Origin of the sequence: Neomelitea salexigens DSM 19753, from assembly GCF_000422345.1 — a bacterium.
GTDB lineage: Bacteria > Pseudomonadota > Gammaproteobacteria > Pseudomonadales > Spongiibacteraceae > Spongiibacter > Spongiibacter marinus_A.
In genome coordinates, this window is record NZ_AULP01000004.1 from 1 (window position 1) to 23,856 (window position 23,856).

Sequence of the window (23,856 nt, forward strand, 5' to 3'; positions counted from 1 at the left end):
TCGGGCGTGATGGTCTGGTCATTGGGTCACCTGTAATCGAATGAGGTGATGCTATCACCTCTAATTAGGTGGCCAAATTCACTATGCCACTACATAGGGCGCAATGTTTTTGGCAAACCTTCCCACCAGATGACCTCCACTAAGTAATAGTTTGTATCGACGAGCAATACCACCAATCCTAATCCACTATGCTGTGAGACGGAACTTCTATCGACTACCGCAATCCTATGCGCTACCCTTTGGTTCAGTCTGGATAAAAAGCCACGAATTTGTGAATACCACCCGCATCATCTACATGCTCATCATGCTGATTGCTTCGCAATCGGTGTGGTCTATGCTGGATGAACACAGCTTTAATGCGGATGACGGCGCCCCCCACGAAGAGCTGGTACATCTTACGGACTCCCAGCCTGACGACGATCCACAGGCCAGCGGTTCGCAAGAGAGTGCCGAAAACTGCCTGCACTGCTGCCATTGCCACTTTCACCAGATCATGGTGATACCACCGGCCGCTGCAGTCTTTGACTCTCTTGCCGCTCGAACCAGCTCATCATTTAGGCCGTCTCCACTGGCTGATGCCCACGCTAACGACGTTTTTCACCCCCCCATCATCTAATCCTGTTCGCCCTTATCGTCCCAAGCGTTAACAAAACAGGATATACCCATGAAAAATTGCAAAAATCCGCTCAGGCGGTGGCTTGCGCTTGTGCTGTGTCTATTGGCGCCCGCCGCCATCGCAGAACTCAGCCTGCAGCAAGCTGTTGAGCGCACACTGGCGCAAAACCCGGCGTTACAGGTGTTTCCACTGCGTCTTCAGGCCGTTGCCGGCCGGCGTCAAAGCGCCGATCTCTCACCCGCGTATACCGTGGAGCTGGAAGCCGAGAATCTGGCTGGCTCTGGCGAACTCTCCGGTACAGATAACGCGGAATACACGCTGTCGATTGGCTCTATTATTGAGCTAGGTGACAAGCGAGCAGCCCGCGTGGCGTTAGCCGATACCCGCTATGCCCTGACCAACGCCGAACGTGAGGCTGCCGCCGTGGATCTGGTCGCTCAGGTGACCCAGCGCTTTGTGTCGGTGCTGAGCCTGCAGCAATTGGTTTCACTCGCTGAAGGTGCTCATAAGCTAGCGGAACGCACGGCTGCCATCGTGACCGAGCGAAGCAATCGGGGCGCTGCCCCCGAGGCTGACCAGCTTCGAGCCAAGGCGGATCTGGCCCAGGCCGCGCTTCGATTGCAAAACCTTCGCTCAGAGCTGGAAGCCGGGAAACTGGCGCTGGCCATTTTGTGGGGAGATGATCAGCCCCGCTTCGCTACCGTGAGCGGCGATCTGTTTAATATCACCGAAGCCCCCTCCTTCAATACCCTGTTTGAGCAGGTAGCCGACTCGCCGATACTCGAAATTCTGGCCGCAGAACAGCGCATGGCAGCTGCTGACCTGGAGCTGATACGCAGCCAATCCAGCGCTGATGTTGGCTGGCGCCTGGGCGTTCGCCGCGACCAGGCCAGCGGCGACTCGTCGCTTACTGCAGGCATTTCGGTTCCGCTGTTTTCCGGGCGCCGCAATCGCGGCAATCTCGACGCAGCTTATGCCGAGCAGAACCAGCAGACCTATCGGCGAGACAATGCCGAACTGAGACTGCGCGCCCGCCTGTTTGAAGCCTGGCAAACCTACCGCCAAAGCCGGGCATCGGTTGAGGCGCTTCGCACCACCATCCTGCCAGCGCTGGAATCCGCACAGAAACAAACGCGACAAGCCTATGAGCAGGGGCGCTATCGCTATACCGACTGGGTTGCCGCACAGAGAGAGTACCTCGACGGCAGGCGCAACCTGATTACGGCAGCCACCACGGCTCTGCATAACCAAGCCCTCATAGAACAATTGACTGCCGCCCCCTTATCACCGGGGGTGACCAATGCACACTGAATTCAGGACGTATTCCATGAAACTCATTATAGTAATTTTCAGCCTGTTACTGGGCAGCGCGCCCCTTTCTCAGGCGAGTGCCAAACACGACCACGGCCAGGAAGAAGGCAGCGTTTCCACAATCACCGAAGAGATGGCTCAGCGTAATGGCATTACGGTCGCTGAAGCGGCGCCCGGCACGATAGAGCGTCATCTGCGCGTCTACGGTCGACTGGATTTACCGCCGGATCAGCGCGTGGATGTGCGCGCCCGCTTTACCGGTCTGGTTAAATCCGTAGCAGTGAGTGTTGGCCAAACGGTCGCGAAAGGCGATGTACTGGCCACGGTGGAATCCAACGACAGCCTGAAAGACTATGCTGTGCGCGCCCCGATTGCTGGTGTGGTGCAAGCCCGCCAAACCAGCGTCGGTGAAATAACCGGCTCTACCCCACTGTTTACATTGGTGAATACCCAGCGCTTGTGGGCCACGATGCAGGTATTTTCCGGTCAGCGCTTTGAGGTAAAACCCGGCCTTCCCGTACATGTAGTACACAACGGTCACCGCCATGAAAGCACTATTGAATCTCTCGCTCCAGCCGACAATGGCGAACCCTATGTGTTGGCCCGTACCACACTGGAAAACAGCAGCGGCGATATGGCCCCCGGTGATCTGGTGACTGGCGAGATCGATGCCGAAATCATCTCGGTTGCCCTTGTGGTTGAGAACGAGGCGTTGCAAACACACGATGGCAAAACGGTGGTGTTTGTTCAGGAGGGAAATCGGTATCACGCACAGCCCGTCAAGGTGGGCCGCACGGATGGTCGCCATACAGAGATTCTTTCTGGCCTCAAACCGGGTGATCACTACGTGATTGAAAACAGCTATCTGATCAAAGCCGACATCGAAAAGTCCGGCGCCGCCCACGAACATTAAGGAGAGCACCATGATTGATTCTATTGTGCGTCTCTCCATTGAGCGACGCTATCTGATGTTGAGCCTGATTCTGGTACTGACGGGGCTGGGGGTTTGGAGCTACCAGCGACTGCCCATCGACGCCGTACCTGATATCACCAACGTGCAGGTTCAGATAAATACCGAAGCCCCCGGCTATTCGCCGCTGGAAGCGGAGCAGCGGATTACCTTTCCGGTGGAAACGGCCTTGTACGGTCTGCCCCAACTCGATTACACCCGCTCTCTGTCTCGCTATGGCTTGTCACAGGTGACGGTGGTCTTCGAAGAAGGCACCGATATCTATCACGCCCGCAATCTGATCGACGAACGTCTGGCGGCCATCAAAAGCGGCTTGCCGCCGGGATTGGAACCCACCATGGGGCCACTGGCCACCGGGCTGGGAGAAATATTCAGCTACACCGTTGAAGCCGAGCCCGGCGCACAACAACCCGATGGTTCACCTTATGACGCCACCGCCCTGCGGGAAATCCAGGACTGGATTATCAAACCCCAGATGGCACAAGTTCGCGGCGTGGTTGAAATCAATACCATTGGCGGTTTCGACAAGCAGTACCACGTTACCCCAAGCCCGATAAAACTGCTGGAACACGGCATTGCACTGAAAGACATCGCCACTGCGCTGGGCGCCAACAATGCCAATCGCGGGGCGGGTTATATCGAGCGCAACGGCCAACAGATTCTGGTGCGCTCACCCGGTCAGCTACAGACGATTGAAGAAATCGAGAACGTGGTCGTTGGGCGTCACGGCTCTTCGCCTATCAAGGTGAAAGATATTGCAGAGGTGGCCATTGGCAAGGAACTGCGAACCGGCGCTGCCACCCGCGATGGTAAGGAAACCGTGCTCGGTACGGCGATGATGTTGATGGGGGCTAATTCGCGCGCCGTGGCACGCGATCTGGCCGACAAGCTTGAGAACGTTAAAGCCTCACTGCCAGACGGCATCAAGGTCGAAACTGTGTACGACCGCACCACTTTGGTAGACAAAACCGTCGCCACTGTTCAGAAAAACCTGCTCGAAGGCGCTTTACTGGTCATCGTCGTGCTGTTCCTGCTACTCGGTAATATTCGAGCTGCTCTGATCACGGCTGCCGTTATTCCCCTTTCCATGATGGCCACGATCACGGGCATGGTACGAACCGGCGTATCCGCCAACCTGATGAGCTTAGGGGCTCTCGATTTCGGTTTGATTGTCGATGGTGCGGTGATTATTGTGGAAAACTGCATTCGCCGCCTGTCTCTGTCCCAGAGCGATACCCAGCTTGCGCTTCGCGAAAGGCTGGAAGTTGTTTTCCAGGCGACGACGGAAGTCATCCGCCCAAGTCTCTTCGGCGTTGCCATTATCACCGTTGTCTACATTCCGATTTTCACCCTAAGCGGCGTGGAAGGAAAAATGTTTCACCCGATGGCGGCAACCGTAGTCATGGCTTTGCTCGCGGCCATGCTGCTGTCACTTACCGTCGTGCCCGCCGCTGTGGCGGTGGTGATGAACAAGCCTGTTCGTGAAAAGGAAAGCGGCATAATTCGGGTGGGAAAATCGCTTTACCGCCCCTTGTTGGAAAAAGCATTGGCCTTTCGCGGTATTGTGGTCGCCGGTGCCACGGCACTGGTTGTCGTGTGCTTATGGCTTGCCACCACGTTAGGCTCGGAATTTGTCCCGCAGCTCGATGAAGGCGATATTGCGCTTCATGCCTTGCGCATTCCCGGTACGGGGCTTGAACAGTCCATTAAGCTGCAGGCGATTCTGGAAAAGCGCCTGAAAGCCTTCCCGGAAGTGGACAAGGTTTTTGCAAAAATCGGCACGCCGGAAGTCGCCACCGATCCGATGCCGCCGAATGTGGCGGATAATTTCGTCATGCTGAAACCTCGCGATCAATGGCCTGACCCCAACCGATCAAAAGCCGATCTGGTGGGCGCGATGGAGTCAGCGGTAGAAGAGCTGCCGGGAAACAATTACGAGTTTACCCAGCCTATTCAAATGCGTTTTAACGAGCTGATTTCGGGTGTGCGCGCGGATCTGGGTATCAAGGTCTTCGGTGATGATCTCGACAAGCTCGAAGCAACGGCTGAAGAAATCCTGGGAGTGCTCAAAGAAGTCGAAGGCGCCGCCGACGCACGGGTTGAACAGGTCAGTGGCTTACCCATGCTCTCGGTTATTCCCAAACGCATCACCCTCGCCCGCTATGGTTTAACCGTCGATGATTTGCAGGATCTGGTCTCGGCGGGCATTGGCGGCCAACCGGTGGGGCTGATCTACGAAGGTGACCGTCGTTTCACCCTGGCCTTGCGCTTGCCGGAAGATATTCGCCGGGATATAGACAGCCTCAGCTATCTGCCGGTGCCCTTACCCGCAGGGCGGTATGTGCCACTGGGTGAAGTCGCCGAGTTGCAACTCAAACCGGCGCCCGCCCAGATCAGCCGTGAAAACGGCAAGCGTCGTGTGGTGGTAACCGCAAACGTTCGCGACCGCGATCTCGGCGGCTTTGTCGATGAGGTCAAACAGGAGATTGCCGAGAAAGTTGATCTGCCCAGCGGCTACTGGCTGGACTACGGCGGCACCTTTGAGCAACTGGAATCGGCCAGTCAACGCCTGGCACTTGTGGTGCCAATCACGCTGGCAATTATTCTGGGGCTGCTGGTCATGGCCTTTGGCTCGCTCAAAGACTCTTTGATTATCTTTACCGGCGTTCCCCTGGCGCTCACAGGTGGCGTTATGGCGCTTTGGCTCAGAGACCTGCCCCTGTCCATTTCCGCGGGAGTCGGTTTTATCGCCCTGTCCGGAGTGGCGGTGCTCAACGGTTTGGTGATGCTGTCTTTCATCCGTGATCTCTGGCATGAAACCGGCGACCTGCGTCACGCGATTATCGAAGGGGCCCTGATTCGACTGCGTCCGGTGTTGATGACGGCGCTGGTTGCCAGCTTGGGCTTTGTGCCGATGGCCTTGAACACCGGTACCGGCGCGGAAGTACAGCGGCCACTGGCGACTGTAGTGATTGGCGGGATTATTTCGTCCACGCTGCTAACCCTTGTGGTCTTGCCCGTGCTTTACCACTGGCTGCATCGCCGTGAAAAAACACGTTGAGATCACCCGATCCGGCTCATACTCTTGAGCCGGATATTTCTATTTTTAGCGTTATGCCCTGTCAGTGGAGAGGCTTTTTAGTATGCCGCAATTCTCTACGCTTCTGCCGGTTGAGCAAGTCTCTCTCAGAGCACCAAGTTCCTTTTTCAGCTGCTTCAAATCCCGGATTCTTTCACTGATCGTCTGAATGTGGTCGTCGACCAGCCGGTAAACCTCGTCGCAGCCAGTGCCCGGTGACACTTTGAGTTCTGCCAGCTTACGAATTTCGCCTATGGATATGCCTAGTTGCCGGCACTGCCGGATAAATAGCAATTGCTGTAACGCGTTACTATCGTAAACGCGAAAGTTACCGTCGGTGCGGGAAATAGCGGGCAACAAGCCCTCTTTCTCATAGTAGCGAATCGTCTGAACGCTACTGCCCGACTTGTCGGCCAATTGACCAATCCTCATGACATGCCTCCCGGTAAAACCACCCTCAGCCCCAATTGACTCTATAGTAACTATAGAGTCTAAACTGCTTTTGAATCAGGTGTACACAGGTACGGAAAATGGCTGAAAACAATCACGCGGATACCGTCACTTCGGGAGACTCCGCAGATCACAACAGTTTTGTCAGTGAATTCCATCTCGCCAAAATGGACTGTTCCTCGGAGGAGCGTCTGGTTCGAATGAAGCTCGACGGCATTCAACCGGAGGTTGCTCTTGAGTTTGACCTTCTCCAACGCTCCCTTCAGGTATTCCATCAGGGAAATATTGATGACATCACCCAGCGCCTAGAAAGCCTCAATCTTGGCGCGAGATTGATCGAAACGCTGGAAGTGGAAGCGGCGGATTTATCGACCGCGATGGCCTCCCAGGCAGAAACAGATCAGAAAGAAGCTTCGATCCTGAAATGGTTGCTCGTAATCAATGGGACGATGTTCTTTATCGAATTGACCGTTGGCTGGATCGCGCAATCAACCGGGCTGATTGCAGACTCTCTGGATATGTTCGCCGATGCGGCGGTTTACGGCGTGGCCCTGTACGCGGTCGGGCGGGCGGCGAGCTTGAAGCTTCGCGCAGCGCATTTTGCGGGTTGGCTGCAGATGATCCTCGCCGTCGGCGTACTGAGTGAGGTCGCAAGGCGATTTATGTTTGGCAGCGAACCAGCGTCCACCCTGATGATGGGCTTCGGCCTGCTGGCACTGGTAGCAAACGTGGCTTGTTTAGTTTTAATATCCAAATCGAAAGACGACGGCGCCCATATGAAGGCCAGCTATATCTTTTCCGCCAACGACGTAATCGCCAATGCTGGCGTTATTCTCGCGGGTGCTCTGGTAGCTTGGACTGGATTACGCTTACCCGACCTGGTTATCGGCTTGGTGATAGGCCTGGTTGTGCTTAACGGTTCGCGCCGCATACTTCAGCTTCGCTCTTGAATCCTGCGATCCGGTATACGCCTAGTGGCAATCAGGCAGACTAACGGTGCAAAACTAACGCTTCAGTCTGCGCCGCAGCTAGCTTGCGCATCACAAGCGCGCCGGATACAACTATCTTCAGGTTGTAATGTGGAATGCTCGATACCAAACCGCTCCCGCAGTATCACTTGTAGCTGTGGCAATACCTCTTCCCAGCGATCCAGCCTGTCCAGATCCACATGCGCGGCAAGCGCATAGCTGCTAGAGGACAGGCTCCAAATATGCAAATCATGAAGGGTGTTCACGCCTTCAATCCCAGCGAGAGCCTTACATACCTCACGGGCATCAATATCGCGAGGTACCCCTTCCATTAACACATGCAGCACTTCCCGAAACAGACGTCCGGCAGAGATCAGGATAAGCAAGCTGACAAACAGAGACAACAGCGGATCGGCAATCAGTGGCCCGCCGAAATAGATGATGGCACCTGCGCCAATCGCAGCCACGGAACCGAGCAGATCGCCCACCACGTGCAGCAACGCACCGCGTACATTCATGGTCTGCTCGCCACGCAACAATATCCAGGCAACAATCAGATTGACCAGCAAACCCAGTCCACCGATAAGCAATACCATGCCACCGGCAACTGGCGGTGGATCAAGCAGACGGCGAATTGCCTCGTACCCGATAACAGCGATAACCGCCACCATAAAAAGCACGTTAAACAAAGCGCCAAGAACTTCGGCACGCTGCAAACCAAAGGAATGTTTGCTCGAAGCTGGTTTACGCGCCAACCAGGCAGCGAAAGCGCCAACGCCCAGCGACAGAGAATCGGTAAGCATATGCCCCGCGTCTGACAGCAAAGCCAGCGAGTCGGCCAGTATGCCGCCAACCACTTCCACGCCAGCAAAGGCTGTCGTGAAAACAAGACAAAGCAGGAGCGTTTTGCCACTCCCGTGGCTGTGGTTATGATCAGCCATAGGTAAGCCTCTAATTCAGAAAGTAGCTTTAAACATAAAGCCTGTACCTGACAACAGGGTCAATACCTCAATTCATCGGCTGTGACCAAAACCACCCAATATAATAATCGCTGCGCCAATCAGGATAATAATGGCGCCCAGAATATCGGTAATATTCAGCTCTACTTCATCAATAAATCGTAACCACACCAGCGCTGTAGCTACATAAACACCACCATAGGCCGCGTAAACGCGTCCACTCGCCGTTGGATGAAGTGTCAGCAACCAAACAAACAGCGAAAGACTTAATGCTGCGGGAAGTAACAACCACGGAGAACCATTCTTCTTTAACCACAACCAAGGCAAGTAGCAGCCGACAATCTCAGCCAGCGCAGTGACCGTAAAAAGCGCAGTCGTTTTCAGAATCAGCATTTACATTCCCCATTACCGCAGCACTGCTTATTACAAATTGAGTGTGAATCTGGCCAGACAGCCAGATTTACATATTAGCTACACATTGTTCGGCGCAAGCAATCATTTAAAGGGCCAAAATATTTGCTGCCAGTAGCGGATTGGCATTTCTTCACGCATCCCTACTTCACCAACCCGTACACCGTTTTTCGCATACTTGAAGGTTCTGAACAGTTGGTCCCATATCATCCAGAATTCCCCAAAATTAACCTGGGCGTCTTCATACTCACGCTTGTGGTGCCAACGGTGAATCTCGGCAACGCCAATCACCTGTCTGAATACACCGACACTATAATCCAGGTTCGAATGCTGAAGCGCGAGATGCACAGCGATGATAGCAAACCAGCAGCCGATCACCGATGCGGGTGCACCAAGGGCTACAACGACGAGCAAGCCGGGACTGGCCAGCAACACGGCGCTTATAGGGTGCCGCCGTTCACCATTGAGCCAGTAGAGCCGCTCGGAACTGTGGTGCAGGGCGTGCAAGCGCCACAAAAAGTGATTCTTATGGCTGAGCCAGTGCATAAACCATAAACCAAAATCGATAATGGCACCGGCGATAAGTATCTGCGCCCACAGAGGCGCTTCGTGCGGCCAATTCTTATGAAGAAGGTCCCACTCCAGCGGGAGCAAACTACGCGACAAGACAACAAGTTCTACAACCCCGAAAATCAGGGTTAGGCTGAATGCCGCGTGAAAAACATCAACGACCGTGTCACCGTGGTCTTTATTCCAGTCGTGCTCATAGGCCTGGATGCGTTCGAGTACCACAATCAGACCAATACCGGCCGCAGCTACGAGCGCCGACAGAGGCCAATAAGGCAGTCCTTCCACCACGATAAAATACTGCAACCAGGCACAACCCAGGAATATCAGCGGGTAACTCCCCCAACGAATCAATGTACGCATCACCTTTTTACTCCAATAGTCAGCTTCGTCGCTGAGTTAGTGTGATGCCATACTACGAAAGCCAGGTAACGGCGTATTGAACGAAAGTGCTATCTTGCTCTATCCATAAAATCCTGCAAATCAGCCCCGGTGGCAACCGATAACAAAGCGTGAATTGTTCAACCAAGCAATTCCAGTATGTCGGTGGGCCTTACCCCAAAGGCCTCCGAGACGGCACGGTTGAAATGAGATTGGTCGGAGAATCCGGCATCAACGCCCGCTCGATTCAGGCTGCCTGTTAAAACGGCAGTTTCCAGAGCCTTTATAAGCCGGAGCCATTTTCGATAGCTGCGAAGAGGCATCCCTGTTTCCTGGCTAAACCAGTGCGAAAAGCGACTGGGAGATAGATGGCAAATGCGGGCCAGCTGCTCACGGTCGATTATCACATTATCGTCTATGGCCTTTTTCAGTTCCGCCAATACCAGAGTCAGTTTGGGGTCAGCTTGCTGGCGCGAGCTTTCAGTTTCAAAAGCTTTAAAAAATAGAGCAAGGCATTCAGACAAAGCACAATCAGCTGGAAAAAGAGAGACAAGCTTTTGAATGCTGGCGTCAGACAAAGCATGTATCGCAGCCGAATGTGACAAAGAAATGTTCAGCCCATCCAAAAAGGAGCTGGTGGGGTCAACATAAACAGAGAACACATTGGCTTCAAGCTGCCGATGCTTGACACCAGCCGGTATCAGAAACCCGGCCCCACAGTATTCGATATCGTTTACGTTGAATTCTATAGTTCCATCGAGTGCCAAGCTTATCTGGTGGGCCCAGTGGCGATGGGCCCGGTTGTCGCCAGAGTGGCCTCGGAAAAGACCAATTCCGGGAGCCAGGGCGGCTTCCCCGTGCCAGTGCGCCGCGCCCATGACTTAGTGATGCCCTCCCTGATCAGATTCTCCTCGCGCGGTAAGAATTTGATATTGCATTTCATTGAGCTCGGGTAGCTTCTGAATAAAGGCAACCATCGCCCAGATACGCTCATCGGTGTGTGTTTCACCCCAAGCGGGCATACCCGATGCCTTGATGCCATGTTTGATTATCCAAAACTGACGACGTAAGGCAGCATCCCAGTCGTGCTCACCAAACGGATGGGCATGATCGTGTTTGTCTGCAGAAGCCGTCAGATCCGGCGGCGCCGGGTACAAACCCAAACTCAAGTCGGTTGACGAAACACCCGGTTGCAGGTGGCACCCTGCACACATGTCGTTGTAGTCGGCACCGCCACTTAGCAACAAGTCAGAGTCTCCAAGGTCAGGGACGCTAATATTCTCCGATGCACGTTTTATAGATCTTTCGCGAAGCGTCTCCAAAGCCCAGTAGCTAACACCCCAATGACGGTCATCTGCGCCCATGGGGTAGAGCCCTGAGTACAGGAACCCGACTCCAGTCGCAATTAGCAAAAGTATCAAGCCGAGCGTTATTTTAATTGCCTTCATGAAGAAAACCTCGATTCAGCCGGTTGAAAGATGGCGCCGAGATCAGCTGCAATGGATTACAGAAATCGCGGCACCATGCCAGGGTTAGTGATGGTGCTCGTCGTTTTCCAAGGCCGCGTTTCCCTTGCTCTCAGTTTGATCTTGTTGCTCGACCTCACATTTTTTCATCATGGCGCGCGTTACCGGGTCGCTGGCATCCATCTCTTCTTTTGGTTTTTTTAAAAAGGCTTCACATTGCGGCTTTTTTGCCTGTTTGCGAACCTTGTCGGGGCTGTGGGCGCTCGTCGTTGTGCTAAAAAGCAAAGCCAGAGCCAGGGTAGGCACTATTCGGATTAACATACATTCTCTCCTTTAGTACCAGGCACGAATGCCCAGCACAAATTGTGTATCTTCAATATCTTCACTGTGCGCTGCTGCAAAATCTGCGGTGTTGCCGTACTTCTTGCTCCAGTTGACACCGAGGTAAGGCGCAAACTCACGACGGATTTCATAGCGCAATCTCAAGCCCGCTTGGATATCAGCCAGACCGGAACCCACACCGATATTACGATCATTGTGGCCGTATGCGTTAAGCTCTACTTCCGGGCTCATGATCAGGCGCTGGGTGAACATAAATTCGTATTCTGCTTCTAGCCTCAAAGCAGTACGCCCTGAACCGCCGACAAAAAGAGCTGCGTCTACCTCGAAGAGATAGGGGGCCAGCCCCTGGAGACCGATGACGCCCCACTCCCGGTCGGGCTCAGGTTTAAAATCCTTGCGAATACCCACCTGAACATCCCAAAAAGCGGAAACGGCACGGCTGTATAAGGCCTGAAGCTCCAGCTCTTCGCTCTCGTTATCCACACGCTCGACTTCTGCTTTGAGCCAGAACTTGTTCAGATCGTAGCCGGCCCATAGCGAGCCTTCCAACACCAGCGGATCGTCGCCTTCAGTATCACGCACCTCGAATTGATCCAGCTTGCCCATAATCAGAAAGGGGTCATCTTTACCGCCGGCGAGGGCTGCAGGACCAGTAAGTGCGAAGGCTCCCGCGATACAGAGCCAGATACGGTTGTACGTTAAAGTTTTCATGCGCGACCTCCTTTTTCCACCCGCACTTCCCGCATCATGCCCGGCATGTGATAAAGCAAATGACAGTGGTAGGCCCAGCGACCCAAGGCATCGGCTGTTACCAGGTAACTGATGGAGGAACCCGGCTGAACAATCACCGTGTGTTTTCGCGGAATATAAGCGGCGTCACCGGTTTCCAGTTCACTCCACATACCGTGCAGGTGAATGGGGTGAGTCATCATGGTGTCGTTAACGAGGGTAATGCGTACCCGCTCGCCGTAGGTCAGCCGTAGCGGCTCGGCATCGGCAAACTTGATGCCGTCAACGGACCACATATAGCGACTCATATTGCCGGTCAGATGGAGCTGAATTTCGCGCTCGGGGTCTCGCTTGTCGAGCGTTGGATAGAGGTTTTTAATATCCCCGTAGGTGAGCACCTTTCTGCCGTAACGCTCTTGGTGATCACGTAAACCCACCCCGGGGTCGTTCAAGCCATTCTGCGGTGCGGGCGCAAGCATATCGACATGTGGCCCGTATTCAGTCGAATCATGCTTTATGGGGCTATTGCTGCCCTCGCCTGCACTGGCAATGGATTGCATACGGTGCTGACTGTGATCCATCCCCTGCATGCCATGCATCTTGTGCATGCTGTGATCCATGCGCTTGTCACCCATTGCGGACATATCATGCTTCATGCCCTTCATGCTGCCCATATCATGGCCGCCATGATCCATGCCACCCATTGCCGCCATCCCCATATCGGCGTGGCTGAGCACCGGGGTGTAATCCATGTCGGGCACTTCGGCTGTCCACGCGGGATCTGGTGTGAGCGTACCGCGAGCATAGCCAGAACGATCAATGGTCTGGGCGAAGATTGTATAGGCGCTGTCGTCACTCGGTTCGACCACAACGTCGTAGGTTTCCGCAACACCGATACGAAATTCGTCGACGCTGACCGGCTCGATATTCTGGCCGTCTGTCGCAACCACGGTCATTTTCAAACCGGGAATACGAATATCGAAAATGGTCATTGCAGCGCCATTGATAAAACGCAGGCGCACTTTTTCACCGCGTTTGAATAAGCCGGTCCAGCCGCTATCGGGTGTGATGCCATTCATCAGGAAGGTATAGGTGTAACCAGTGACATCAGCGATGTCGGTCTGGCTCATGCGCATGGTGTTCCACATTTTGCGCTCGTTCCAGGTCTGCGCCAGCCCCTTCTCTTTAATATCTCGCCACAGGTCGCCCGCTGTGCGCTCCTGAAAATTGTAGTAGTGACTCATCTTTTTCAGTTTGGCGTAGATATCGTGGGGGTTGTCGTCTGACCAGTCCGACAGGAGCACCACGTAATCCCGATCACACACCACGGGATCAGGCTCTTTCGGATCAATCACGATGGCGCCGTACAGACCGGTTTGTTCTTGAAACCCTGAATGGGAGTGATACCAGTAGGTGCCGCTTTGATTGACATCAAATTCGTAGTGATAGGTTTCCCCCGGCTTTATACCGGCAAAACTCAAGCCCGGCACCCCGTCCATATCCGTCGGCAAAATGATGCCGTGCCAGTGAATGGAGCTGTCGTGGGCCAGGTGGTTCGTTACATTCAATCGGACCCGCTCCCCCTCCTTCCAGCGCAAAATGGGGGCAGGCAGGCTTCCGTTTACCGTGGTAGCGGTACGCTCGGCACCGGTAAAGTTGACTGACTGGTAGCCAATAGAAAGATCGAAGTTATTGCCTGTAAGCACTCGAGGTCGGGGATTGGCCTCTGCGGCTCTAAGGGGCAAACCGAACCCCGCAAGCGCGGCGCCAGCCGCCGCGCCAGTGACAAAACGACGACGGGAAAGGGACGAAAAATTTTCCAGATTCACGATAATTTCCTCTTTTTACCTGTCATAACAACGAAGGCGGTCATGACACAACACACTGCGCGTGATTAATAACGCTTAGCACAGACGGACTAACCCTGTGTCAGGCAAAAATCGGTGGGCGGAAGTGACTCTGATTAGTGGTGCGAGTTGATTGAGAGGCAGCCTGAAAACGGCTGTGGTTTGAGGAGTAGACGTCAATGCTCAGAGGAATGAGGGCGAGCGTGGATTGGCAATGCCCGACGCAGCATTCACACTCCAGGTTGCAACAGTCTTCTGCTTCTGACTCGGCAACGGACTCCCTTACATCGGCGTGGTGAGCCTGCTCGGTGCTGTCGCAATGCCCGGCCATCGCGTCGTCTGCCACTGGCGCGACAGAAGGAAGGCCATTGGAATGGCCATTGAACATCGCGCCAGCCCACACCGAACCCGCCTGCTGTCCCAGGAAGATCAGTATGACCATAATGGCTACACGTTGCATGTTCATGAACGGAATTCTATCACCATCCTTCTGATCATCTAAACCCTCTATAAGGTTAATGGCAGGCCTTGCCGCGCCAGTAGTTATAGGGCCAAGGTGCCAGGAAACCGGCTATCAAGCTGGAAATGATAGTCTACCAGGCTCACAAGGATTAGCCCTATCTGAAACCCTGTACCCTACTTCAGAGTCAACTAGAAACGGATTATTTAATGCATTGCCTCCATTCAGGCAGTTTATCTATCGGCTTCAAGATCACAGCATCCGCCGCCCGTTTGCATCGGCGGACAGGGCACGCTGCTGTAGGAACAGTAAACGCAGCAGTCGCCGGATAATGGTTTCAAAACTGCGCTGCAGTGCCGGCACTCGTAAAACCATTGGCAGGCATCAACCGGCATGGTTTCCGGCGAGGCTTCGCCGCACTCCGGGCACGTTAATACGGTTTTCAGCTCTACGTTCGACATTGAATCGCCCCCGCAGATTTCAACAAATCAAAGACGGACAAGGCAAACATTGCGACCAGCGCCGCGTAGAAAAGTTTTGTACTCCAGGCATAGGCCCACAGGGGATACAGCACCAACAGAATGGCGATCGGCGGCAACACTGACCGCAAGCCCCGCCAGAATACACGGTGTCGCGTCCAGTTAAAGGCGTTCAATAACAGCACAACCAGCGCAAAGAGCGGCAGCAGTGTATTGATAAAAAGGCCTTCGTACTGGGAGAGAAAACCCAGCCCCAATGTCGCACCCAGCGCGCCCAATGCCGGAAAACAGCCCGCGCAACCCAAGGCACTGACAACCACACCCAGATTGCCCAACTTTTCAAATACCCTGGTAAAGATCATAGTGATACCCGCGTGTAACCCTGACCCACGGTAAACCCTGTAGCCGCTTCATAGTCAAAATTTCTCCCGATAGCACAGCACATACAGTGCGGGAAATACCAGCATTACGGTTAGCAACGACGTTAACGTCCCCCCGACCATTGGCGCGGCGATACGCTTCATAACATCGGCACCTGTGCCGTCGCTCACCATCACGGGTATGAGCGAAAACAGCAAAGTAAGGCCTGTCATCAACATCGGGCGAATCCGCAAAGAAGCAGATTCCACAATGTTTTGATTGCTCTGCTTTACTTCGCCCCTATCGAGGTAATGCAACATCAACAACCCAAGCTCCGCAGCCAAACCCGCCATGGCAATAATGCCCACCCAAACCGCGACACTCAGTTTGTAATCGAGCATGAACAGAAGCCAGAAGGCCCCGGTGAGACCGAAGGGAACCGCGCTCAGCACAAACAGAGCGTCCTTGAAACTCGACCGGTGCAGGTAAAGAAGCAGCAAAACGATGGCCAGTGTGGCAGGCACCATCCACTGCAGTCGCGCCTTGGCGCGCTCGAAGTACTTGTACTGCCCTGCCCACTCCAGTGCATATCCCGCCGGCAAAGCAACCCGGTCTGCCACCACGGCTTTGGCATCTTGTACATAATCTGCCACCCCGATACCCGGTTGCACATCGACGAAAACCAGCCCCACCAGCTGGCCATTTTCATTGCGAATCATCGGAGCCCCGGTGCGAAAACGCAGTTCAGCCACTTCACTGATCGGCACCTGTTGCCCACCGGGTGTTGCAACAAGCAGCCGCTCAAGTTCATTCAGGTTCTGGCGATAGTCCCGCGCGTAGCGCATATTCACGGCGTAGCGCTCGCGCCCTTCTACGGTCTCTGTCAGCGGCATTCCGCCGGCCGCGAGGGTCAGCGTGTTCTGTATGTCCTGCACCGTCAGGCCGTAGCGTGCGGCGGCCATGCGGTCGATATCAAAATCGAGAAAGTAGCCGCCGGTCAGCCGTTCGGCGAAGGCACTGCGGGTATTGGCGGCGGTTCGGGCATCCTCCTGCAATGCTTTCTCTATCGCCGTGGCTTGTTCTTCAATGGTTGCCAGATCGTCACCGAATACCTTGATGCCCAGGGTGCTGCGAATACCGGTGGCGAGCATTTCGGTGCGGGTTTGAATGGGCATCCACCAGATGTTTGGCATGCCGGGGTAGCGCAGCTTTTCGTCCATCTCAGCGATCAGTCCATCCCAGGTCAGTCCGGGGCGCCACTCGGACTTTGGCTTGAGGGTGACCACCGTCTCCACCATCGACAAAGGCGCCGGATCGGTAGCGCTATCGGATCGGCCGATCTTGCCAAACACCCGCTCGACTTCCGGAAAACTCGCCAAGGCCTTGTCCATGCTCTGCAAGACCCGCCCCGCTTCACTGATCGACATACCCGGCAACGCTGTGGGCATATACAAAATGCTGCCTTCATTGAGCGGTGGCATAAATTCGTTGCCCAATTGTCGTGCCACAGGCACGGTAGCCAGCAGGGCTATAACGGCCACGGCGATGGTGATTCGCCCATGACGCACAGCGATTCCGATCAGCGGCGTAAGCGCTCTTCGCAGGCGAACTTCAACGGTGTTTTCCCGCAAGGGTTTATCACCCCTCAGCAATACAACTGCCAAGGCTGGTATCAAAGTGACTGATAGAATTGCTGCAAAGGCCATGCTGTAGGTTTTGGTAAATGCCAGGGGTTGAAACAATCGGCCTTCGGTGGCCTGCAGGCTGAATACCGGTAAAAAGGATACGGTGATGATAAGCAGCGAAAAGAAAATGCTCGGGCCTACATCCTGCAAGGCGCCAATCAATAATTCTTTCCGATCTGTTTCGCTATCCGCATCGCGCAGTTTTCGGTGCACGTTATCCATCATCACCACCGCGGCGTCCACCATGGCGCCAATCGCAACGGCGATACCCCCGAGCGACATGATATTGGCCGTTAGCCCTTGCGCGGCCATCGGGATAAAGGCCAGCAGGATGGCAATCGGCAGCGTGATACACGCCACCAGTGCGGAGCGCACATGCAGCAAAAAGGCGATGATCACCAGCGATACCACCACCATTTCTTCCAGCAGGGTGAACTTCAGGGTATCAATGGCGCGTCGGATTAGCGTTGAGCGGTCGTAGGTGGTCACAATTTCCATGCCCTCGGGCAGCGACGATTCCAGCTCCGCCAGACGCGCTTTAACCCGATCGATAACCGCCAAAGCGTTTTCACCGTAGCGCATTACCACAATGCCGCCGACCACCTGCCCCTCGCCATCCAGTTCAGCCAGGCCACGCTGCATGGCAGGCCCGAGCGTGATGTCGGCTACCTGCTTGAGTAATATCGGCACCTGTTTGTTATCGAGGCCTATAACGACGTTCTCAAGATCCTCCCGACTTTTTAGATAACCCCGCCCGCGAATAAAGTGCTCGTGCCCGGCAATTTCCAGCACACGCCCGCCCGCATCCTGATTGGATTGACGCACTGCATCAGCCACTTTTTGCAGACTGATATTGGCGGCCGCAAGGCGGTGCGGATCCAGGTGAATCTGGTACTCCTTGAGAAAGCCGCCCACGGTCGCGACTTCAGCAACACCATCAAGACTGCTGAGCCAATAGCGCAATTTAAATTCCTGAAAACTGCGCAGGTCCGCGAGGCTGTGCTGGCCACTGCGATCTACCAGGGCGTACTGATACACCCAACCAACGCCGGAGGCATCGGGCCCAAGCGTGGGTTGAACGCCGTCCGGCAGTTCGCTACCCAGACTGCTCAGGTATTCCAGTACCCGGGAGCGGGCCCAGTAGATGTCGGTGCCATCTTCAAATATGACATAGACAAAACTGCTGCCAAAAAAGCTCTGGCCACGCACCGACTGTACACCGGGGACGGATAACAATGCGCTGGTCAGAGGATAGGTGATCTGGTCTTCCACCAGATCCGGGCTACGCCCTGACCAGTCGGTCTGGATAATGACCTGCACATCTGACAGATCAGGTATGGCGTCCAGCGGGGTTTGGGACAAACTGCGCCAACCAAAAACCGCCGCAAAGGCGACCAGCAGGATGGTCAGGCCAGCGTGTTCTGCGCAGAAGCGAATAAGACGGGCTATCGGACTGGTCACCATGCATCGCTCCCCAGCTTCAGCTTGCTTTCAGCGGCGATAAGAAACACACCCGAAGTGACAATACGGTCGCCTTCCTTCAAACCTTTACGGATAACAATATGCTGACCATCGTTATAGCCGGTTTCCACTTTTACCGGCTGCAGTTTCCCTTCGCCGAGATCCTTGAACACTATGCGTCTGTCCCCGGCCACCACCACCGCGTCCAGTGGCACCAGCAATTGCTCACCCAGGCGTTTGTATAACCACACGTCGGCGAACTGCCCGGGCATAAAGGTTTCATCGGAGTTTTGCAGGCTTAGCCTCACCCGCGCGCTGCGCGTTGCACCGCTGACAAAGGGGCTGATCAGGTCTACGCTGGTTTCTTTCTCTACACCGCTATTCGGCGGCTTTACCCGCGCAGACATTCCCTCCTGCAACAGCGGAATATCTCGCTCATAGGCGTAGGCTTCCACCCAGACTTGATCAATGGATGCTGTTTGTAGAACGCTTTGACCGCGCTGCACGGCGGCGCCTTCAGTTAATTGACTGCTGACGATCACCAGCGGCTGCGGCGCCAGTATCGAAATGTGCGATTGGGCGCCCTTGCGCTCTATGGTTTGAATCTGCTCCGCCAGCAATCCCGCCAGCCGCAGGCGTTCGCGGGACGCCTGCAAGGTCGGACTATTTGCTGTTGGGTTGCGCCTGTAGCTTTGATAGTGCGCTTCCTGCAAGGCAAACAGCTCCGGGCTGTAAAGGGAAAAAAGTGCTTCGCCTTGGTTGAAGCGCTGCCCCGGCTCCAGGGCGCGTACCTTGCTCACCCAGCCACCGTATTGCAGATTGATCGCCTTTACCCGGCTCTGATCAAATGCGATTTTCCCCTGCAATCGCAAAGGAAAGTGAAAGGGCTTGTGCACCACCTCACCGATTTTTATGCCAACGCTCTGGCGGCGGTCTTCATCCACCCGAATGGTGACGCTGCGCTGCTCCTCACGTGTCACCGGCACCAGATCCATACCGCAGATCGGGCAGGTTCCGGGCGTGGTAGATTTCACCGAGGGGTGCATGGAACAGGTGTGATAGGCAATTTCTCCGGCCGCCGGAGCGCTGACCAGGGCCAGCCCCTCGCGACCGGTCGCCATATCAAACACCAGGTCGACATGCTGGTTCTGACCGCTTTCATCCTCCCAGGCGATATCCACCGCCAGCGGCCATTCACCTTTCATCGGCAGATCAAAAGTGCCTTTATAGCGCCCTTCGCCTGCGGCCTGCATATTAGCCGCGCTGCGCATTGCCGGCATACTGCCCATGGCGGGCATTTCCGCCACGGCCCGCACCGTGGCATCGTTCAACGCCTTGCCCTGCTGATCCTTCACGTGAATAAGCAGTGTGTTTTCACCGACTGTTGGCGGATCGTGTTGCAGGCCAACCTGCACTTGCAACTCGCCGGCTTGAATGACCTCGGTCGCGGAAACCGCACCCGTTTCGTTGCCACCCTTTAAATCGCAGCCCGCCAACACCAACAAAAGCACCCAAAAGAACGTCAGATAAATCGGTTTCATTGCGTCAGCTCCTTGGTTGCAACTTCCTCACCCTGCAGGTCTTCAAGAAACACCAGCCCGGCGGCCGCAATAAATTCGGCGCGGCTCAAACGCAGATCGCGTTGCGCGGCGTGATGACGTTTGCGGGTTTCCAGATTTTCCTGCTGGGCAATCAGCAGGCTTTGAAAATCAATCGCGCCGGTGCGAAAGTCCGCCAGGCTTGCTTCCAGTTGCTCACTGGCCATAGGCAGCAGTTCTTTTTCATACAGCGCCCCCCGCTCAAAATGCTCCTGCCAACTCAAGAAGCTGCGCTGCAGTGTGCTTTCAAGCTGCAACAGGCTATCCCGCTGTTGCCACCTCAGCGCATTCGCCTGTGCGGTGAGGCTGTCTTCGCGAGCCCTGCGTTTGCCAAAGTCCAGCGGCAGGTTCATCCCGACACCGACCGTCCAGCGCTTGTCTTCGTTGTCCCACAGGGTGTTGTAGCGGGCCATCAGAGCTACATCCGGCAAGCGATCTTTCCTTTGCAGGGCCAGACGATCGGAAACTTCTGACTGGTTTGCGCGCAGGGTTTCTATCGCGGGGTGTTGTTCCAGCCGGGTGAGGCTGGCTTTCAGATAGCGCGGCTCAGGATTCAATAGCGCCCAACCGGTGCCAGTCTCTTCGACAGCGCTAGCCACGCCGGTCGCAGACGCGAGCATAATTTCATTGCGTAGCGTTAGCTTGCGCAGGTCTGCAGCATCCTGTTTCAGACTCAGCAGCTGTTGCTGGGCCCGGAGCAGGGCTGAACGAGCGGTGCTGCCGCTGCGATACCCGGCCCGCAGCTGCTCGACAATTTGCTCGAGCACCGCAACATGCTCATTGCTCAGCGCCAGCGTGGTGTGGGAATGCAGCCACTGGGCATAGGCCTGCCGTACTCGCAGGGCAATGTGGATTCGCTCCCGATCAAGTTCTGCGTGGCCTTTGTGAATACGAGCCTTTGCCAGCGAGCTATCGAGCGCACGTTCCCCCGGCCAGGGCAGCGCCTGCGACAGTTCTATCTGATAGCCTTCATCAACCTGGTCAGAGGAATACGTTTCTGGCGCTATACCGAAGCTCAGCCGAGGCTCGGCAAAACGCCCGGCTGCCTTCACACTTTGACTGTGGGCATTCAGGCGGCTTTGCTGCGCCTGAATAAGAGGCGCACAGGTCAGCGCCAGCGAAACCAGTTCGCGCTCATTGACTGGTGCAGATCGTGTGCACTCAGACCCTGAGGGCTCGTTCGCATGCAGATTCGGCGCAATGCTGGCAAGCCCGACTAGCAGCCAGCAATAATATAGTTTCAGTTTCATTTTTCTCACCCATTGCATCAATCAGCGCGTTAGACGCACGCGCAAACATCCTGGCTGCGAAAGTGCAGCCCTGTGGCGAGAAGGGTTTAAATGCGAAGGCGGAGTGTAGAGAGGTAGGTCGCGCGTCCCGTTCGAGCGAGCGCGTGGTCAATGTAATATGAGGCTGTTACAGCGGTTGGAGCAACCGACGGATAAAAATCGAAGGAAGCTGCGGTAGGAGGTAATTTAAGTAGCGGCTGTATGTCCAGAAACAACACATCGTGCTGATCTTCTGGATCACTGCCCGTGAGCTGCAACTGAACACCAAAGTCGCAGCAGCCGCCCTGCGTCGATGGCATGGAGTCCATCGCATCACCGTCACAACAGCAATGCTCCATCGCCCCGCTCATGCTCTCATCGAGCTGACAGGCGAACACACCCTGCGCCTGAACCGCGAGGCTCAGCAGGAGGGCAACCACCAGCGCAATGCGGCGGTCAATTCTTGGCAAGGACAGTTCAATCATTCAAGACAATCTATCTTCTAAACTTCTTACAGTAAACCCTTGAGTTGCAAAAGGGTCAATCTTCGAACCCTGCCGACTTATATTCATTAAAACGCGTCGAAGTTGTAAAACGTCAGCTTATCCTATATAACTATTTCAATTAAATCAGTATGTTACTAATTCTATGAAAGTCTTGTGCTTAATATGTCAACACACCCACGTTAAGCTTGTCTTCGCTGATACCGAGGTCGCGCTGGCATTTGACCACCGTGGCGGCAAAGGCTTCATGCAGTTCGAACAGGTCGATGTCGTCGGCGGTTAACGCCTGCTCCTGCATAAGCTTTTGCGTGGCGGCGCAGCAACCTGAGATGACAGTTAATGGATCGTCGCAAACACTGGCGACGGCGCAGATACGCGCGCGTGGCGCTTTACCCAGCGTCTCGCCCAATGCTTCGTCGCCCACCAACACCAAGGCAGCGCCATCGGCCAGTGACGGCTTCGCCAGGCGCCGAGCTCAGTAGTCGCTGTCACTTTCAAAAACAACGAGCAAATCCCGGTTCTCACCACTGCCTCCTTCGACGCCATCAGCACCTAAGGTTTTCACGCTGAAGGATGGCGGCGCGTCGGAGCTGTGATAGATATAATCGCGCTTCCATGGGTCGCGAATCAGGCTACTGCGACTTAAATAGGGACCGGCCCAACGCGGGCTGAGAGGCTCTAAGACAGGACTTTCCAACAGCGCGTATAGCCCTTGGTCAGGGCTTGGGTAACGCAAATTATCAAGCTTATATTGATGCAGCGCCCGGGTAATTCGCTCTAGATCAATTTCCGCTTGTTCATGCAAAGCCTCATCGACACGCTGCTTAACAAGGCTGCTTACATATATCGTTAGTGCTGAGGCGATCAGCAAGACAAAGAGGATTTCGCGACGGGTAATACCCCGGCTAGTGCCGGGGCCTGGGTTTGCCATACGGAGGCGAAGGTGCATTTATAGCTTTACTCTAATTCTCCCGCTCACTGATACCTCAAGGAAGCGCGCCAAATAATCAGGCACTTCGTCGAGGGTTATTTCAGTTAGCAGAGCAGACCACGCCGCGTCATCGAGCTTCCACTGCTCGGCAAAACGCTGCCATATATCAGCTTTCCGTTGCTGACTAATTTCTACTGAATCGACACCCAGTAAGCATACACCGCGCAGAATAAATGGGAAAACGCTGCTGTTGATATTCACCCCGGCAGCCAGTCCACAACAAGCGACGGCACCCTCGGGCTGAATAATTTTTAACAGGTTTGCCAGTGGATCGCCGCCGAGCGTGTCAATTGCCGCATCAAACAATGGCTTCGCCATTGGTTTTTTATCGAACTCTGCCAGCATCGACGGCGCCACACAATGTTGAGCGCCAATGCCCTGTAAAAAGTCATATTGTTGCGTCTTGCCACTGATCGCGGTGACCTCCGCACCCAGTTGATTAAGCAATGCAATGGCAACACTACCAACACCACCACTGGCACCCGTTACGGCAATTTTAAGACCGCTCAGCTCGCCCAATTGGCGCTGGAGCTTCTCCACGCATAGGCCGGCCGTCAATCCAGCGGTGCCGAGTGCCATCGCCTCTGCACTGTCCAAGCCATCCGGGGCGGCCAGTAACCATTCACCGGGCACTTGAATTTGTTCTGCCAGGCCGCCGTCGGTGTTCATTCCCAGGTCATAGCCCGTCACGATAACGCGGTCACCCGCCTTCCAATTGTCGCTGGACGAGGCCAGCACTGTGCCCGCGGCATCGATGCCCGGGGTGTGCGGGTAGTTGCGGGTTACCCCTTTGTTGCCCGCGGCAGACAGTGCATCTTTATAGTTGAGCGACGAGTATTCTACCGCTACGCGCACTTCGCCATTACTGGGCTGAGCAAAGTCGTCTTTGTCGACAACGCTGCACTGATAGGCGTCCTGCTCTTCTCTGACCTGTACGGCTTTAAATGTCATTATT

Annotated in this window: 24 protein-coding genes; 5 read left to right on the top strand and 19 right to left on the bottom strand. The window is 54.9% G+C overall.

The window, feature by feature from the left end:
- Nucleotides 1-271: 271 nt before the first annotated feature.
- From H573_RS0107545 to H573_RS0107560, 4 genes are read left to right on the top strand one after another with little or no spacing between them, the layout of a single operon-like run.
- On the top strand, nucleotides 272-616 hold the full coding sequence (locus H573_RS0107545) for a hypothetical protein (RefSeq protein ID WP_027873736.1): 345 nt from the start codon (nucleotides 272-274) through the stop codon (nucleotides 614-616).
- A 48-nt stretch (nucleotides 617-664) separates the two neighbouring features.
- Nucleotides 665-1,927: a TolC family protein gene (locus tag H573_RS0107550; protein ID WP_051171108.1), complete on the top strand. Its 1,263-nt coding sequence runs from the start codon at nucleotides 665-667 to the stop codon at nucleotides 1,925-1,927.
- A gap of 16 nt (nucleotides 1,928-1,943) precedes the next feature.
- Nucleotides 1,944-2,840, top strand: a complete 897-nt coding sequence (locus H573_RS17455; RefSeq protein WP_051171109.1) for an efflux RND transporter periplasmic adaptor subunit — start codon at nucleotides 1,944-1,946, stop codon at nucleotides 2,838-2,840.
- A 10-nt stretch (nucleotides 2,841-2,850) separates the two neighbouring features.
- Nucleotides 2,851-5,958, top strand: coding sequence for an efflux RND transporter permease subunit (locus H573_RS0107560; RefSeq protein WP_027873738.1), 3,108 nt, complete (start codon nucleotides 2,851-2,853; stop codon nucleotides 5,956-5,958).
- Nucleotides 5,959-6,009: 51 nt separating this feature from the next.
- Here H573_RS0107560 and cadR read toward each other — a convergent pair whose 3' ends face one another.
- Nucleotides 6,010-6,408 carry a Cd(II)/Pb(II)-responsive transcriptional regulator gene (cadR, locus tag H573_RS0107565; protein WP_027873739.1) on the bottom strand — a complete coding sequence of 133 codons (399 nt, stop codon included), beginning with the start codon at nucleotides 6,406-6,408 and terminating at the stop codon, nucleotides 6,010-6,012.
- A gap of 98 nt (nucleotides 6,409-6,506) precedes the next feature.
- On the opposite strand from cadR, the gene H573_RS0107570 reads away from it, so the two are divergent.
- A complete protein-coding gene (locus H573_RS0107570; protein ID WP_205618918.1) occupies nucleotides 6,507-7,376 on the top strand; it encodes a cation efflux transmembrane domain-containing protein in 870 nt (289 codons plus the stop codon).
- Between the two features lie 62 nt (nucleotides 7,377-7,438).
- On the opposite strand, the gene H573_RS17460 is transcribed toward H573_RS0107570, so the two are convergent.
- The 18 genes from H573_RS17460 to H573_RS0107660 form a co-directional block, all read right to left on the bottom strand.
- Nucleotides 7,439-8,335: a cation diffusion facilitator family transporter gene (locus tag H573_RS17460; protein WP_051171110.1), complete on the bottom strand. Its 897-nt coding sequence runs from the start codon at nucleotides 8,333-8,335 to the stop codon at nucleotides 7,439-7,441.
- A 72-nt stretch (nucleotides 8,336-8,407) separates the two neighbouring features.
- Nucleotides 8,408-8,746, bottom strand: a complete 339-nt coding sequence (locus H573_RS0107580) for a YnfA family protein (RefSeq protein WP_084497983.1) — start codon at nucleotides 8,744-8,746, stop codon at nucleotides 8,408-8,410.
- Between the two features lie 102 nt (nucleotides 8,747-8,848).
- Nucleotides 8,849-9,694, bottom strand: coding sequence for a sterol desaturase family protein (locus H573_RS0107585; protein ID WP_027873742.1), 846 nt, complete (start codon nucleotides 9,692-9,694; stop codon nucleotides 8,849-8,851).
- 158 nt (nucleotides 9,695-9,852) lie between these two features.
- Nucleotides 9,853-10,590: a helix-turn-helix domain-containing protein gene (locus tag H573_RS0107590; RefSeq protein WP_027873743.1), complete on the bottom strand. Its 738-nt coding sequence runs from the start codon at nucleotides 10,588-10,590 to the stop codon at nucleotides 9,853-9,855.
- A 3-nt stretch (nucleotides 10,591-10,593) separates the two neighbouring features.
- Nucleotides 10,594-11,160, bottom strand: coding sequence for a c-type cytochrome (locus H573_RS0107595; protein ID WP_027873744.1), 567 nt, complete (start codon nucleotides 11,158-11,160; stop codon nucleotides 10,594-10,596).
- Nucleotides 11,161-11,244: 84 nt separating this feature from the next.
- Nucleotides 11,245-11,499, bottom strand: a complete 255-nt coding sequence (locus H573_RS17465; RefSeq protein WP_051171111.1) for a hypothetical protein — start codon at nucleotides 11,497-11,499, stop codon at nucleotides 11,245-11,247.
- A gap of 12 nt (nucleotides 11,500-11,511) precedes the next feature.
- Nucleotides 11,512-12,231 carry a copper resistance protein B gene (locus tag H573_RS0107605; RefSeq protein ID WP_027873745.1) on the bottom strand — a complete coding sequence of 240 codons (720 nt, stop codon included), beginning with the start codon at nucleotides 12,229-12,231 and terminating at the stop codon, nucleotides 11,512-11,514.
- Nucleotides 12,228-14,078, bottom strand: a complete 1,851-nt coding sequence (locus tag H573_RS0107610) for a copper resistance system multicopper oxidase (protein ID WP_027873746.1) — start codon at nucleotides 14,076-14,078, stop codon at nucleotides 12,228-12,230. Before H573_RS0107610 ends, H573_RS0107605 begins: the two co-directional genes overlap by 4 nt.
- Before the next feature lie 100 nt (nucleotides 14,079-14,178).
- Entirely contained in the window at nucleotides 14,179-14,562 is a 384-nt protein-coding gene (locus H573_RS0107615; RefSeq protein WP_027873747.1) for a hypothetical protein, read from the bottom strand.
- 227 nt (nucleotides 14,563-14,789) lie between these two features.
- A complete protein-coding gene (locus tag H573_RS19840) occupies nucleotides 14,790-15,017 on the bottom strand; it encodes a GDCCVxC domain-containing (seleno)protein (RefSeq protein WP_084497985.1) in 228 nt (75 codons plus the stop codon).
- Nucleotides 15,005-15,397, bottom strand: a complete 393-nt coding sequence (merC, locus tag H573_RS0107625) for an organomercurial transporter MerC (RefSeq protein WP_027873748.1) — start codon at nucleotides 15,395-15,397, stop codon at nucleotides 15,005-15,007. The genes H573_RS19840 and merC overlap by 13 nt, the downstream gene beginning before the upstream one ends.
- A gap of 54 nt (nucleotides 15,398-15,451) precedes the next feature.
- Complete coding sequence (locus H573_RS0107630) at nucleotides 15,452-18,544, bottom strand: efflux RND transporter permease subunit (protein WP_027873749.1); 3,093 nt, start codon at nucleotides 18,542-18,544, stop codon at nucleotides 15,452-15,454.
- Entirely contained in the window at nucleotides 18,538-20,082 is a 1,545-nt protein-coding gene (locus H573_RS0107635; RefSeq protein WP_027873750.1) for a FixH family protein, read from the bottom strand. Before H573_RS0107635 ends, H573_RS0107630 begins: the two co-directional genes overlap by 7 nt.
- On the bottom strand, nucleotides 20,079-21,389 hold the full coding sequence (locus tag H573_RS0107640) for a TolC family protein (RefSeq protein ID WP_036256141.1): 1,311 nt from the start codon (nucleotides 21,387-21,389) through the stop codon (nucleotides 20,079-20,081). The genes H573_RS0107635 and H573_RS0107640 overlap by 4 nt, the downstream gene beginning before the upstream one ends.
- 86 nt (nucleotides 21,390-21,475) lie before the next feature.
- Nucleotides 21,476-21,892, bottom strand: coding sequence for a hypothetical protein (locus H573_RS0107645; RefSeq protein ID WP_027873752.1), 417 nt, complete (start codon nucleotides 21,890-21,892; stop codon nucleotides 21,476-21,478).
- A gap of 178 nt (nucleotides 21,893-22,070) precedes the next feature.
- Entirely contained in the window at nucleotides 22,071-22,340 is a 270-nt protein-coding gene (locus H573_RS0107650; RefSeq protein WP_027873753.1) for a hypothetical protein, read from the bottom strand.
- 45 nt (nucleotides 22,341-22,385) lie between these two features.
- Nucleotides 22,386-22,859 (bottom strand): type II secretion system major pseudopilin GspG, encoded by a 474-nt coding sequence (gene gspG / locus H573_RS17470; RefSeq protein ID WP_051171112.1) that lies wholly within the window; start codon nucleotides 22,857-22,859, stop codon nucleotides 22,386-22,388.
- On the bottom strand, nucleotides 22,860-23,852 hold the full coding sequence (locus tag H573_RS0107660; RefSeq protein ID WP_036256143.1) for a YhdH/YhfP family quinone oxidoreductase: 993 nt from the start codon (nucleotides 23,850-23,852) through the stop codon (nucleotides 22,860-22,862).
- Between the last annotated feature and the right edge of the window lie 4 nt (nucleotides 23,853-23,856).

Coding starts and splice junctions, on each gene's coding strand:
- H573_RS0107550 (WP_051171108.1), top strand. CDS start 665: ATGAAAAATTGCAAAAATCCGCTCAGGCGGTGGCTTGCGCTTGTGCTG.
- H573_RS17455 (WP_051171109.1), top strand. CDS start 1,944: ATGAAACTCATTATAGTAATTTTCAGCCTGTTACTGGGCAGCGCGCCC.
- H573_RS0107560 (WP_027873738.1), top strand. CDS start 2,851: ATGATTGATTCTATTGTGCGTCTCTCCATTGAGCGACGCTATCTGATG.
- cadR (WP_027873739.1), bottom strand. CDS start 6,408: ATGAGGATTGGTCAATTGGCCGACAAGTCGGGCAGTAGCGTTCAGACG.
- H573_RS0107570 (WP_205618918.1), top strand. CDS start 6,507: ATGGCTGAAAACAATCACGCGGATACCGTCACTTCGGGAGACTCCGCA.
- H573_RS17460 (WP_051171110.1), bottom strand. CDS start 8,335: ATGGCTGATCATAACCACAGCCACGGGAGTGGCAAAACGCTCCTGCTT.
- H573_RS0107580 (WP_084497983.1), bottom strand. CDS start 8,746: ATGCTGATTCTGAAAACGACTGCGCTTTTTACGGTCACTGCGCTGGCT.
- H573_RS0107585 (WP_027873742.1), bottom strand. CDS start 9,694: ATGCGTACATTGATTCGTTGGGGGAGTTACCCGCTGATATTCCTGGGT.
- H573_RS0107590 (WP_027873743.1), bottom strand. CDS start 10,590: ATGGGCGCGGCGCACTGGCACGGGGAAGCCGCCCTGGCTCCCGGAATT.
- H573_RS0107595 (WP_027873744.1), bottom strand. CDS start 11,160: ATGAAGGCAATTAAAATAACGCTCGGCTTGATACTTTTGCTAATTGCG.
- H573_RS17465 (WP_051171111.1), bottom strand. CDS start 11,499: ATGTTAATCCGAATAGTGCCTACCCTGGCTCTGGCTTTGCTTTTTAGC.
- H573_RS0107605 (WP_027873745.1), bottom strand. CDS start 12,231: ATGAAAACTTTAACGTACAACCGTATCTGGCTCTGTATCGCGGGAGCC.
- H573_RS0107615 (WP_027873747.1), bottom strand. CDS start 14,562: ATGAACATGCAACGTGTAGCCATTATGGTCATACTGATCTTCCTGGGA.
- H573_RS19840 (WP_084497985.1), bottom strand. CDS start 15,017: ATGTCGAACGTAGAGCTGAAAACCGTATTAACGTGCCCGGAGTGCGGC.
- merC (WP_027873748.1), bottom strand. CDS start 15,397: ATGATCTTTACCAGGGTATTTGAAAAGTTGGGCAATCTGGGTGTGGTT.
- H573_RS0107630 (WP_027873749.1), bottom strand. CDS start 18,544: ATGGTGACCAGTCCGATAGCCCGTCTTATTCGCTTCTGCGCAGAACAC.
- H573_RS0107635 (WP_027873750.1), bottom strand. CDS start 20,082: ATGAAACCGATTTATCTGACGTTCTTTTGGGTGCTTTTGTTGGTGTTG.
- H573_RS0107640 (WP_036256141.1), bottom strand. CDS start 21,389: ATGAAACTGAAACTATATTATTGCTGGCTGCTAGTCGGGCTTGCCAGC.
- H573_RS0107645 (WP_027873752.1), bottom strand. CDS start 21,892: ATGATTGAACTGTCCTTGCCAAGAATTGACCGCCGCATTGCGCTGGTG.
- gspG (WP_051171112.1), bottom strand. CDS start 22,859: ATGCACCTTCGCCTCCGTATGGCAAACCCAGGCCCCGGCACTAGCCGG.
- H573_RS0107660 (WP_036256143.1), bottom strand. CDS start 23,852: ATGACATTTAAAGCCGTACAGGTCAGAGAAGAGCAGGACGCCTATCAG.